Annotated in this window: 13 protein-coding genes and 1 pseudogene; 2 read left to right on the top strand and 12 right to left on the bottom strand. The window is 62.7% G+C overall.

What is annotated here, in order from left to right:
• Positions 1-163: 163 nt before the first annotated feature.
• The 10 genes from madM to BMY98_RS21390 form a co-directional block, all read right to left on the bottom strand.
• The gene (gene madM, locus BMY98_RS21435; protein WP_074892392.1) at positions 164-928 is read right to left on the bottom strand and encodes a malonate transporter subunit MadM; all 765 of its coding nucleotides are present in this window, start codon (positions 926-928) and stop codon (positions 164-166) included.
• Between the two features lies 1 nt (position 929).
• On the bottom strand, positions 930-1364 hold the full coding sequence (gene madL / locus BMY98_RS21430) for a malonate transporter subunit MadL (protein WP_065991198.1): 435 nt from the start codon (positions 1362-1364) through the stop codon (positions 930-932).
• A 66-nt stretch (positions 1365-1430) separates the two neighbouring features.
• Positions 1431-2366, bottom strand: a complete 936-nt coding sequence (gene mdcH, locus BMY98_RS21425) for a malonate decarboxylase subunit epsilon (RefSeq protein WP_074892391.1) — start codon at positions 2364-2366, stop codon at positions 1431-1433.
• Positions 2363-2989: a malonate decarboxylase holo-ACP synthase gene (locus tag BMY98_RS21420; RefSeq protein ID WP_425438898.1), complete on the bottom strand. Its 627-nt coding sequence runs from the start codon at positions 2987-2989 to the stop codon at positions 2363-2365. Before BMY98_RS21420 ends, mdcH begins: the two co-directional genes overlap by 4 nt.
• Positions 2989-3792: a biotin-independent malonate decarboxylase subunit gamma gene (mdcE, locus tag BMY98_RS21415; RefSeq protein ID WP_074892389.1), complete on the bottom strand. Its 804-nt coding sequence runs from the start codon at positions 3790-3792 to the stop codon at positions 2989-2991. The genes BMY98_RS21420 and mdcE overlap by 1 nt, the downstream gene beginning before the upstream one ends.
• Positions 3789-4640 carry a biotin-independent malonate decarboxylase subunit beta gene (locus BMY98_RS21410; RefSeq protein ID WP_074892388.1) on the bottom strand — a complete coding sequence of 284 codons (852 nt, stop codon included), beginning with the start codon at positions 4638-4640 and terminating at the stop codon, positions 3789-3791. The genes mdcE and BMY98_RS21410 overlap by 4 nt, the downstream gene beginning before the upstream one ends.
• The gene (locus tag BMY98_RS21405; protein WP_074892387.1) at positions 4633-4932 is read right to left on the bottom strand and encodes a malonate decarboxylase subunit delta; all 300 of its coding nucleotides are present in this window, start codon (positions 4930-4932) and stop codon (positions 4633-4635) included. The genes BMY98_RS21410 and BMY98_RS21405 overlap by 8 nt, the downstream gene beginning before the upstream one ends.
• Positions 4933-4934: 2 nt before the next feature.
• On the bottom strand, positions 4935-5831 hold the full coding sequence (locus tag BMY98_RS21400) for a triphosphoribosyl-dephospho-CoA synthase (protein ID WP_074892386.1): 897 nt from the start codon (positions 5829-5831) through the stop codon (positions 4935-4937).
• Complete coding sequence (mdcA, locus tag BMY98_RS21395) at positions 5831-7507, bottom strand: malonate decarboxylase subunit alpha (RefSeq protein ID WP_074892385.1); 1677 nt, start codon at positions 7505-7507, stop codon at positions 5831-5833. Before mdcA ends, BMY98_RS21400 begins: the two co-directional genes overlap by 1 nt.
• Before the next feature lie 98 nt (positions 7508-7605).
• Positions 7606-8754: a Fic family protein gene (locus BMY98_RS21390; RefSeq protein WP_074892384.1), complete on the bottom strand. Its 1149-nt coding sequence runs from the start codon at positions 8752-8754 to the stop codon at positions 7606-7608.
• 184 nt (positions 8755-8938) lie between these two features.
• On the opposite strand from BMY98_RS21390, the gene BMY98_RS21385 reads away from it, so the two are divergent.
• Both BMY98_RS21385 and BMY98_RS21380 read left to right on the top strand, forming a co-directional pair.
• Positions 8939-9274: a CopG family ribbon-helix-helix protein gene (locus BMY98_RS21385; protein ID WP_425438897.1), complete on the top strand. Its 336-nt coding sequence runs from the start codon at positions 8939-8941 to the stop codon at positions 9272-9274.
• Between the two features lie 25 nt (positions 9275-9299).
• On the top strand, positions 9300-9530 hold the full coding sequence (locus BMY98_RS21380) for a type II toxin-antitoxin system RelE/ParE family toxin (RefSeq protein WP_342742129.1): 231 nt from the start codon (positions 9300-9302) through the stop codon (positions 9528-9530).
• A gap of 170 nt (positions 9531-9700) precedes the next feature.
• Here the strand turns inward: BMY98_RS21380 and BMY98_RS21375 are convergent, their stop codons facing one another.
• Both BMY98_RS21375 and BMY98_RS28190 read right to left on the bottom strand, forming a co-directional pair.
• Positions 9701-10189, bottom strand: coding sequence for a chemotaxis protein CheW (locus tag BMY98_RS21375; RefSeq protein ID WP_074892381.1), 489 nt, complete (start codon positions 10187-10189; stop codon positions 9701-9703).
• Positions 10182-12050, bottom strand: a pseudogene (locus BMY98_RS28190) (hybrid sensor histidine kinase/response regulator); the annotation flags it as partial. The gene BMY98_RS21375 and the pseudogene BMY98_RS28190, both read right to left, overlap by 8 nt.
• Between the last annotated feature and the right edge of the window lie 7 nt (positions 12051-12057).

The following is a 12057-nucleotide window of genomic DNA, read 5'->3' as shown; positions in this document are numbered from 1 at the left end:
TAGGAGCGCGCTTGCCCGCGAACAGGCCGGTGCAGCCGACACATCTCTATCGTCAGAAACAAAGCCTTCGCGGGCAAGCGCGCTCCTACAGGTTTTGCGACGGAAAATCATCCGGGCTCGGCCTTAGGAATTGCGACGAAAACACGCCGCGCACCTCGAAGCCTCAGCCCAAAATCCCGCGGACGATGAAGTACAGCAGGGAAGGCCCCAGCAGGCAGCCGAGCCCGGTGTGGAAGGTCGCCGTCAGCGCGCCGTAAGGCACCAGCCGCCGATCAGTTGCCGCGAGTCCTGCCGTCACGCCGCTCACGGTGCCGGCCAAGCCACCGAAAACCATCGCCGAACGCGGGTTATCCAGCCCCATCCAGCGTGCAGCCATCGGGGTGCCGACCATCACCAGAATGGCTTTGATCAGACCGGTCGCGATCGACAGCGCCATCACGTCCGAGCTCGCGCCCAACGCCGCGCCAGTCACCGGACCGACGATGTACGTCACCGCGCCCGCGCCAATGGTGGTGATGCTGACAGCATCGCGATAGCCGAACGCGTACGCCACGCAGCAGCCGACAATGAACGGCAGCAACGTGCCGAGCAACAGCGAGAACGCGCCGACCCATCCAGCCTTTTTCGCTTCGGTGGCCTGCACTTCGAAGGCCGTGGCGACGATGGCGAAATCACGCAGCATCGACCCGCCCATCAAGCCGATCCCGGAAAACAACGCCAGGTCCGCCAGCCCTTTCTGGCCCCCGGTCATCGTGCCGCCGACCCACGCCAGCACCAGGCCGATGACGATCGCAATGGCCGAACCATGGATGCGCCCGAACGTCAGGCGCTTGGACAGCACCACCGAAATCCACATCACCACGCCCACGACCGCAAACGCGGTAACGAGGCCCTGACTGATCAGGTCTTTCTGAATGAGCTCCCACATATCAGCGGCCTCCTGCTGGCGAAACAGTTGGCGCGATCACCGGGAGCGGGTTCGCCAGTTCGTCCTCTTTGGGCAGTGGCTCGCCCTTGTTGATGCGGCTGATGACCGCAATCGTGCAGCCACAGACCACCACTGACACCACCGCCGCAATGACCGCGATGGGCCCGCCCTTAAGCGCCGTAACGACATTTTGCTGAGCGGCCATGGCTACGACCACCGGGATGTACATGGCGCCCCAGAAGCCGACGCCCATTTCGCAGCCTTCGCTCATGCCGCCGCGCTTTTGCATGAACAGCCGTGCGCAGATCAACAGGATCATCGCGATCCCGACGCCGCCCACGTTGGATTTGACGCCCAGCAGCACGCCGAGCAGATCACCGAGAATCACCCCCGCGAGGGTGCAGATTGCGAGTAACGCCACGCCATAAATCACCATTGTTCTTTCCTCAAATTGCATCGTCGAAGTTGTTGTTTTTGTGTTCCTTCGAAAGCAGCAGTCGGTTTATGAGTGGCGGCGTTCCTCCTCTCGCGACAGCGCGCTGAGCGTGTCCAGCCGGGCGCCCTGAAAGGCAACGGCCGATCCTTGTTCGAAGACGCGGCGTGCCAGACCGGTAAGCACAGTGCCCGGCGGCAGTTCGATGTGCAGGCGTGCGCCGCGCTCGTACGCGGTTTGCACCGTGCTGCGCCAGTCGATGACACGGCACATGTTGAACGCCAGATCGTCGCGCACCTTGTCGGCGCTGAGCATCGGCCGCGCGGTGCTGCCGCTGAGGTATTTGAGCGTCGGCGCTTTCACGCCCACATGGGCAAACGCATCGGCGAGCGCCCGCGCAGGTTCAGCCAGCAGCTCGCAGTGGGACGGCACGCTGACCGCCAGCCGCTTGGCCGCCGCAGCGCCCTGCTCTTTTGCAAGCGCAGCGACAGCCGCCATGGCCTCGTCTCGCCCGGCAATGACGAACTGGTTATCGGCGTTGATGTTGGCCAGATAGACCGGGCTCTCAACGCTATGAATTCGGGCGATCAGGGCTTCGACGGTGGGTTGGTCAAGACCGATCAGCGCCGTCATGCCGAAGCCCTGTGGATAAGCGCTTTGCATCAGCTCGCCCCGCAGCGCCACCAGACGCACGGCATCCGAAAAATCCAGAGCGCCCGCGATGACGGCGGCGGGATAAGCGCCGATGGACAAACCCGCGACCATATCAGGGCTGTTTTCATCGGCCATCAACACCCGCGCACAGGCGACGCCAGCGATCAACAAACACAGCTGAACAGCGCGTGTCGATTGCAGGGCTGCGGCGGTGTCCAGGGTCAGGACGTCCTCTTTCAAAGCAGCGCTCGCTTCTGCCAGGCAGTGCGCGACCAACGGGTGCTCCGGCAGGCCGTGGAGCATGCCCGGCTGTTGCGCGCCCTGGCCGGGAAACGCCCAGAAGCTGCTCATGCCGCGACCGCCTGCGCCAGCCACGGGTTATCCACAAGCCTCGCGCCGTCTTCGGCTTTGAGGAGCACCTGACGAGACGGTCCTGCCCATTCGCGCAGCGCCACGGCGCCAAACGGGGTTTGCAGCTGAAGGTCGATTCGGCACACCGCGCCGGCAAGCTGCTCCACCAAACGAGCGGCGTGCTGGCGATCAAAAAATTGAGGGGTCCGCAGGATAAGATCGAGGTCGCTGCCCGCGTGCAGCACCGGCACGCCACTGGCCAGCTCGAAACCGGCGCCACCCGCCACGCCCCACTGCAGGCCGAGTGCATTCATCACTGAACGGATCTGCTGCAAGGCGCGCAACGCCGGCCAATCAGCGTCAGGCGTCATGGCGATCAACTCTTCAGGCAGCACGCGCCGTTGCACATCGTCGAGCCTCATGTGGGCGGCATAGCGCTGATCCCGCGAGCGACCCCGCACACCCACCGCCACCAGACCAGCCGCGACCCGGGCGCGGCGCACCACCACCGGATGACCCAGGCCAACGGCCTCGAACGCCCACGCCGGCGCGTCAATCGGCAACGCAGCCGCCGACATCCCCCACAACAGATCATGGGGGAGCACCGGCTGAAAAGTGCTCATCACCACTGCGCCCGCAACAGCTCGCGCACTTTCGACGACGCCCCACGGTTCGGCGCGCCCAGGCGTGTACTCAGGTCATTGGCCCCGGCCAGGGTGTCTTTGATCGCTGCAATCAAACAGTCCTCAACCAGGGTGAGATCCGCCGCGCTGGGCTGCTCGATTTGACTGACCGACAGGATTTCCCACAGCAGGCCAAGGCTGGCGTAGCTGTCGATGTCGTAGGCCATCGGCGGCACGCTGGCGGCGAGTTTTTCCAGTTCTTCGACGCTGCGCAGTGTCACCCGCGCCGCCGAAGCCTTGCCCATAGCGTGAACCATGACGCCCGGGTCGCGCAGGGCAATCAGGCGATTGGCCTGATAACCGTGGGCGAGAAACGCGCCCGACATCGCCTTGCCCACCAATAGCCCAATCACCGGATGCCCGGCCAGACGCGCCCGAGCATAAGCGTCGACCGCCCCGGCCAGTGCCTGGTGAATACCCAGCGCTTCCTCGCGGCGGCCATAGGCTTGACTCGGCACGTCGATGATCGCGATTAATGTCCGCTTGTTGTCGCTGTCCTGATCCAGCTCGATGGCGCTGTCCACGGCCTGGGCCAGGCCCCATCCTTCAAGCAATCCGACTTCGCCGTTTTGTGCGCGGGGAAAACGATTGGCAGGGTCGGCGACCACGGCCAGGAATCGCGCCGGGCGATCACCCAGCGTGCCGTCCGCTGCTTTCACCGACGCTGGCAGCCCCGCCACTTCGGCGGCGTTTGCGGCGAGCGCATTGAACCAGCTCAATCCACGCAGAGAGTAAGCACTCATGTCCGGTCTCCTTGATAGGCGCTGCGTACGGCAGCGGGCTCGATCTGCTGGCCGGTGTCCACCTGCGACAAACGCTCAAGGAACCAGGCGAACCGGCTGCTGCGCTCCTGCTCGGGCTTGCCCCTGTGCAACAACGCTTGCACCTGTTGCTGAATGGCGCTGATGTCATCGGCGACAAAGGCGTCTACCAGACCGCTGGCAAAACGTTGCTCGCCCCCGGTCAGGCTCCAGATGAACGGACGGTCGCGGGAGTCGTATTCCTCGATGCCGGCTTCCTGTTCGATGACTTGCGGGCCGTTCAGGCCCAGACGTGCTTCCTGGGTAACGACCAGATAACTGCACAGCGCCGCGGCGATGGACATGCCGCCGAAGCAGCCGACGCTGCCCGCCACCACGCCGATCACTGGCTGATAACGGCGCAGATCAACGATGGCCGCGTGAATGTCGGCGATGGCGGCCAGCCCGAGATTGGCTTCCTGCAAGCGCACGCCCCCGGTTTCCAGCAGCAGAACGGCTGCCGTCGGAATGCCCTTGCGGTTGTCTTCGGCGGCCAACTCAAGCGCGCCGGCCATTTTGGCGCCGCCGACTTCGCCCATGCTGCCGCCTTGAAAGCCGCCTTCGATGGCGCAGATCACCACCGGTTTGCCATCGATCGTGCCTTTGGCGATTACCACGCCATCGTCGGCCTGGGGCACGACGCCCTGCTTGGCCAGCCAAGGGGAAACCAGACGCTCGAAGGGATCGATCAGCTCACGAAAACTGCCGTTGTCCAGCAGCGCGCGAGCGCGTTGCCGGGCGCCGAGTTCGACGAAGCTGTGCTGCTGCAAAAGCCGCGTGCTGTCAGTCATGACCGACCTCCTCGAAACCTTGCTCCAGGCGCAGCCGAACCACGCCCGGTGTCGCGCCGAAATCATGGATGTCGATACTCATGGCCGGTGGCGTCTGGCCGTCGAACATGCGCTTGAAGAGATTGTCCCAGCGCGCCGAACTGCCATTGACCGACGTCAGCACCTGGATCGTCAGCTTGCCCGGCTGGCCCGGTTCAAGCAGCACTTCCAGATCACCTGAACCGACACAACCCACCAACGCGCGACCCCGTGGCGGCTGCCCGGCAGGGAATTCAAAAGACAGGGTTTCCATGATCAGACGTTCCTCGTTGCATCGCCGAGCGCACGCTCCAGGCGATCAATAAACAGGCAAGCGGCGAGCAAATCGGCAGCGCCGCCGGGAGAGGCGTTCAGGCTCAGCAGTTGTTGATCCAGCTGATTCAGCGCGCGACGGCCGCTGAGGGTCGCGCTGCCGCCGGCGTCCAGCACCCGCTGCGCACCGTGTTGCATGGCGTGCAGGCCTGCTTCACCCGCGCGATACAACACGCAGGTATCGGACAGGGTGGTCATGATCGCCAGCAGTGCATCGAGTCGCGCGTTCTGCTCGCCATGTCCGGCGGCGCGGCTGCGGATGAGTTGCGGCAAGCCGGTTTGAGTGACGGCAGGGAAACCCGCTTGCGCTTGCCCTCGGGCACCCGTTGCGCCGTATTTTTGCGCAACGGCCTGGCCATGGCTTTGACTCTCGCCCTGATGACGATCGTCGATCATTGCCAGATGGCTAGCGCGTTGGCACAGCCCTTCCGGAAAGAGATCATCGGGGTCCAGCGCTGCTGCGGTGACCAACAAGCCCAATGCCCAGATCGCGCCACGGTGGGTGTTCACACCATTGGTGGTGCGCATCATCGCGGCTTCGCCCTCGCGACCGAGGCGGCCGATGGTTTCCCGCAAAATCGGGTTGATCTCGCCAATGGCAACAGCGGCGTCGGCCATCTGCTTGAACGCCGGCCACAGCGAGAGCGCTGATGCGTGCATCAAGCCCAGGTGCAGATCTGTGTGAGCACCACTGCTGCGACGATCGACCAGCGCCGGTTTTGGCGACAGGTCGGCTTCGTCGATCAGCGCATCCACGGCCAGATCGGCCAGGCGCTCTGCCAGCGATGCAGGGTTCGGCGTTGCATCGAAGGCATCGAAAGCTACATTGAATGCGCGCATCACCAGCTCCTGAATTTCGCAGGCGGGTTGTACAAGCCGCCGGACCATTCCACCAGCTCGGCGACGCTCTTGGCCGCCAGCAGTTCGCGGCTGGCATCGGTGCGACGAATGCCCAAATCCTCAGGCAGCGCAATCAGCCCTTCACGGCGCATGCGGGCGGTGTCTTTCGGGTTGTGGCGCAGGCCGATGGAGGTCACACCCGCCACAGCGGCGATCATGGCCTGACGCTCTTCCAGCGTTCGCGCCTTGTACAGATAGGCGATGCCTTCTTCGGTCAACAGATGGGTGACGTCGTCGCCGTAGATCATGATCGGCGCCAGGGGCATGCCGCTCTTTTTCGCGACTTCGACAGCGTCCAGCGTCTCGACGAAAGTGGGTTTGCCGCCCTCCTGGAAAGTCTCGACCATTTGCACGACGAGCTTCTTGCCGCGTTCAAGATAGGCGTCCGGCCCGTCACCGCTCTGCTGGCGCATGTCCAGCCAGGCGGGCGTGGCGTGACGTCGGCCGCGCGGGTCGTGGCCCATGTTCGGTGCGCCACCGAAGCCGGCAAGGCGCCCGCGCGTAACGGTGGAGGAATGGCCGTCGCCGTCGACTTGCAGCGTGGCACCAATGAACAGGTCGACCGCGTACTGCCCGGCCAGCTGGCACATCATCCGGTTGGAGCGCATGGAGCCATCGTGGCCCGTGAAGAACACGTCGGGCCGCGCGGCAATATAGTTTTCCATGCCCAGCTCGGTGCCGAAGCAATGCACGCTTTCGACCCAGCCGCTTTCGATGGCGGGAATCAGCGTCGGGTGCGGATTGAGCGTCCAGTTACGGCAGATCTTGCCCTTCAGGCCCAGCGATTCGCCGTAGGTCGGCAGGATCAGTTCGATGGCTGCGGTGTTGAAGCCGATCCCGTGGTTGAGGGACTGGACGTTGTGTTTCTCGTAGATCCCGCGAATCGCCATCATCGCCATCAGCACGTGCACCGGCTTGATGTGGCGCGGGTCGCGGGTAAACAGCGGCTCGATGTAGAACGGCTTGTCGGCGACGACCACGAAGTCGACCCATGACGCCGGGATGTCCACCCGCGGCAGGTCGCTGACGTCATCCACCAACTGGTTGACCTGCACGATGACGATGCCGTCGCTGAAGGCGGCCGGTTCGATCAGGGCGGGGGTGTCTTCGGTGCTGGCGCCGGTATAGATGTTGCCAGCGCGGTCAGCCATGAAACCGGCCGAGAGCACGACGTTGGGAATCAGGTCGACCAGCAGGCGGGAATACAGCTCGATGTACGTATGAATCGCACCGATTTCCAGCAGGCCGTCTTCCAGCAACTGGCTGATACGCAGGCTCTGAGTGCCGGCGAAAGAGAAGTCCAGCTTGCGGGCGATGCCGCGTTCGAAGAGGTCCAGATGCTCGGCCCGGCCAACGCTGGGCATGATCATGTGCAGATCGTGAAGCTTGGCGGGATCGGCCTTCACCAGTGAGCGGGACAGGAAATCCGCCTGCTTCTGGTTATTGCCTTCCAGCACCACGCGATCGCCCGGCGCAATCAACGCCTCAAGCGCGGCGACAATGTTGTCGGTCGGCAGTACAACGCCATCGGCGAAGGAACGCACCAGGTCGAGCCGTCGCAGCTTTTCAGTGCGACGACGCGACCAGCGCGGGTCAAGTTTAGTTGTTGTGGTCATGCTGACTCCACGAGTTCGCTGTCGTGGGGCAGATTAGGAGGGGTTCAGGTTCGGCATCAATCAAGTAACTGGCGGGATCGTTACGGTCAGAGTAATGATCAGTCCGCCCAGTTGATCTGATAACGGGTGCTGCGCCCGCCGCCGGGGAGTTTACGCAAGCAGCCTTTTTCCAGAAGGTCTTGGAGATGCCGGGTGGCGGTGGCTTTACTGACTTTGGCGACCGCCTGATATTGAGCGGCGCTGATGCCACCGGTAAAACCCGCGTCGGGCTTCTCCGACAACAGGTCGCCATTCAATAACCGATTGAGCACCTTGGTCTGCTCGGGAGGTAGCCCGTCATCCCTATGGGCTTGCCAGAATCTCGCCTTCACCAACACTCGCTCGATACGCTGCATGGCCTGCTCAAGTGTGTGCAACAACGTCTGCAGAAACCATAGGAGCCATTCGGTGATGTTAAGGTCGCCACGCTGGGTCGCTTCCAGAATCCGGTAATAGTCCTGACGGCGGGCGAGGATGCTCGCGGACATGGCGTAAAAGCGTATGGCCTGATGTTCGCCCTGGGCCATGGCCAGGTCAGTGATCGCGCGGGTCAAACGTCCGTTGCCATCGTCGAACGGGTGCAGTGTCACGAACCAGAAATGCGCGATGCCCGCGCGGATAAGTGGGTCAAGGGTAGGATCGGCGCGGCTGCTGTTGAACCAGTAAAAAAAGTCATCGAGCTTTTGCTCCAGGCCTTCGCGTCCAGGCGCCTCGAAATGCACCACGGGCCGGTCGATGCGACCGGACACGACCTGCATGGGCTCCGGCCCTCTGAGCGTTCCGACCTGAATGGGGCGTGCCGTCAGCGCGCTAGTGTCGGGAAACAACAAGCGATGCCAGTGCATTAGCCGTTCAGACGTCAGCGGCCCATCGTGTTGTTGAGTGGCGTCCAGCATCAGCTCCGCAAGACCTTCGCTTCGGGCAGTCACCCGTTCATCGCTGGCGAGCCCGAGCCGCTTTGCCAGCGAAGAACGCACCGACTCCACATTGAGTTGCTCACCCTCAATGGCCGATGAGGTGATGACGTTCTGCAGCAAAGCGTCCAGCTCGCGCTCAACATTCGCGCCAGTGCCTGACGCGCCCATCATCCCCAATAACTGACCCTGCGCCTGGGTGCAGGCCCGCAACAGCGGCGCTAGCGCTTCCACATCCCAGGAAAAGGCAGGCCATTTGGGGTGTTGCCAAATCCACTTTGCTGACTGTTTCACGGGAGGCCTCGGAGGGGTGTGAGCCGATTAGCAATTATATTCGGCTCACCGGATGAGCCGAATATGCGGTTTATTCGGCTCATCGTCTAGGAGGAATTTGGTAGGAGTGCGATATATATGCACCGCAGTCGACCCTTCTTGACTGATTAAACTGTCTGCTTCACAAACCTGAAATCCGAGCGCAATGTCGCAGTTGCCTGAATTGCCTTTTCCGACCCAGACTCCTAGCTTTGAAGGCGATATGTATGCCTTTCAAGCGCCTGGAGATCTCATGTCATCGACTGTCCTGTCATTTCAAGCCGATGAAGAAACAGTACAAACGCTCGATCAGTTGGCCGGCGCCACTGAGCGTGATCGGCAATATCACCTTCAGCAAGCACTGAGCCGCTACCTCGAGGCCGAGATGCGCCAGATGCACGCTATCTCTGACGGCATAGCGGACGCCGATGCAGGAAACCTTACTGACATCGAATCTGTGAAAGCGAGATGGGTGAAGCGTGCTGACAATAGCCCTGACTGACAAAGCGCAGAGTGATCTAGAGGGCATGCATGAATACTACGCAGCAATGTGCGGCTCGGAAGTAGCCAACCGAATCGTGATTGACGTGCTTGGTCAGTTGGAGTCATTGAGGACGTTCAGTGGGCTAGGCCGGCCATCACAATCCCCGGGCGTCAGGGAGCTGGTGTTAAGTCGATACCCGTATGTGGCGCCGTATCGGGTGAAGGATCATCAGGTGGAGGTGCTGAGGGTTCTAAATCACCGGATGGATCGATGACAGCACGCCGTTCACGTGGGAGCAAGCTCGCTCTGGGCCGTATCCAGACGAAGATGGCGGTACATCCTTTAAATCTTCAGCAGATGAAATGAAGCGTTCGCGAGCAAGCTCACTCCTACAGGGGCTGTGTCCGGCATGCACCCTGCGGCGTTTGAGAGCCGGGGAGTCTCTTACAAGCTCGGCGTCACCTGAATCAACCCCGCATCCACCAACCACTGCTCAAGCGCCACAAGGTCCGGGATCTTCGCCACGGTCTCGCCCACTTGCACCGCGGCCAGTTCCAGCTCGGCCAGCGGCACGTCGACGTAGCTGAGTTGGCTGTCGAGTTTGCAGGAGCGCGGAATGCCTTGGGTCAGCAGGGCGACGAACTTGAGGTCAGGGCGGCCGCCGAGGGCGTTGAGCACGACGATGCGGGCGCGACCTCCGACACGGGCTCGGCTGCCGCAGGCGGCTTCGAAGCTGAGCAGTGGCAGGCTGCGGTTGCGCCAATTGATCGGTCCCAGGTACCACTGCGGTGCGGCGGGATCGGCGACGCTGTCTTGATAATCGATCAGCTCGGCGACCGCCACGTTGGGCAACAGCAGGTGCCGGTCACTCAGGGGGATCAGCAACCCGGTCAGGCTGGTCAGCCGCGCCGTTTGGGTTGTGGTGTCAGACATGGGCGTGGCTCCAGTGGGCGATGCTTTCCAGCAGTGCGGCTTCCTGATACGGCTTGCTCATGTATTCGTTCACCCCAAGCGCCATGGCGTGGTCGCGGTGTTTCTGTCCCGATCGCGACGTAATCATGATGATTGGCAGGTGCTTCAATGCGTCGTCTGCGCGAATCTTGCTGACGACTTCAAAGCCGTCCATGCGCGGCATCTCGATGTCCAGCAGCATGATGTCCGGGGTGTGCTCCTGCAGCAGCGCCATGGCATCGACGCCATCTTTGGCCGTCAGCACGTTCATGCCGTTGCGCTCCAGCAAGCGGCCGGTCACCTTGCGCACCGTCACCGAGTCATCCACCACCATCACCAGCAACGGCCGCGCCTGTTCGGGTTCGACATAACGCACCGGCGCATGCCCCGCGAATTGCAGCGCGAGCAGCTTGGCGTGAAAGCGCCGGATGTGCGCAAACAGATCGAGAATCAGCACCACGCGGCCGTCACCCAGAATGGTCGCACCGGCAATCCCGGGTATCGAGGAAAACTGCGGCCCGAGGTTTTTCACCACGATCTCCCGCGAGCCGGCCAGCGCGTCCACCTGCACCGCGACCCACTGATCGTGGACATGCACGAGGAGCACGGGGAGCGGCTGCGTCTGTGTCTGGCCGTTCAGTTTCGGCGGATGACCGTTATTGAGCAGCTCGCCCAGATAACGCAATTCGTAGGTGCGCCCGCTGTACTCGTAGCGCGGTGGCACCGTGTGATAACAGGTCTCCAGCTCGCTCGGCATCACGCGCACGATGCCCTCGATGCTGTTGAGCGGCACGGCGTACTGTTCTTCGCCGCACTGCACCATCAGTGCACGATTGACCGACACCGAGAACGGCAAGCGGACACGGAAACGCGCGCCTTCACCCGCCTTGGAATCAATAACCATCGAGCCGCCCAGGTCCTTGACCTCGGCGTGCACCACGTCCATGCCGACGCCGCGCCCGGAAATCTGGGTGATGGTCTCGGCGGTGGAAAACCCTGGGCGCAGAATGAACTGCAGGATGTCGTGCTCGCTCAGCTCGGCGTCGGGACTGATCATGCCGCGCTTGATCGCCTTGCGCCGCACGGCCTCGAAGTCGACACCGGCGCCGTCGTCGCGCATCTCGATAACGATGTCGCCACCTTCGTGGGCCAGACTCAGCGTGATATGCCCCCACTCTGACTTGCCGGCGGCCAGACGTTCCTCGACGCTCTCCAGCCCGTGATCGACGGCGTTTCGCAGCATGTGCTCCAGCGGCGCGACCATGCGTTCGAGCACGTTGCGGTCCATCTCGCCCTCGGCGTTGACCACGTCGAACTTGACCTTCTTGTTCAGCTCGCCCGACACCTGACGGACGATCCGGCGCAGGCGCGGCACCATGCGCTCGAATGGCACCATGCGCGTGCGCATCAGGCTTTCCTGAAGCTCGGTATTCACCCGCGCCTGTTGCAGCAGCAGGGTTTCGGCCTCATGGGCGCGGGTGTCGAGGGTTTCCTTGAGATCCATCAGGTCGGACGCGGACTCGAACAGCGCGCGTGACAACTGCTGCAGCTGCGAATGCCGGTCCATTTCCAGCGGGTCGAATGCTTCGTAACCGCGCCGATCAACGGGGTGATCGCGGCTGAGAATGCGGCCCTGGGTTTCGATATCAAGTCGGCGCAGCTGATCGCGCATCCGCTCAATGGTGGTTTCCATTTCGACCAGTGTGATCTGCGCGTCGCTGACCTGCTGCTCGACACGTCCCCGGAATATCGAGGTTTCCCCGGCCAGATTCGCCAAGTCTTCGAGCTGCTCGGCCGGGACCTTGATCATCTCCGGGCCGGTGCGCTCGCCATCGGCATCGGCCTGTGCA

Origin of the sequence: Pseudomonas graminis (assembly GCF_900111735.1) — a bacterium.
Classification (GTDB): Bacteria; Pseudomonadota; Gammaproteobacteria; order Pseudomonadales; family Pseudomonadaceae; genus Aquipseudomonas; species Aquipseudomonas graminis.
The sequence above is the reverse complement of the archived record's forward strand: the minus strand, read 5'-3'. Positions and strand labels throughout refer to the sequence as shown.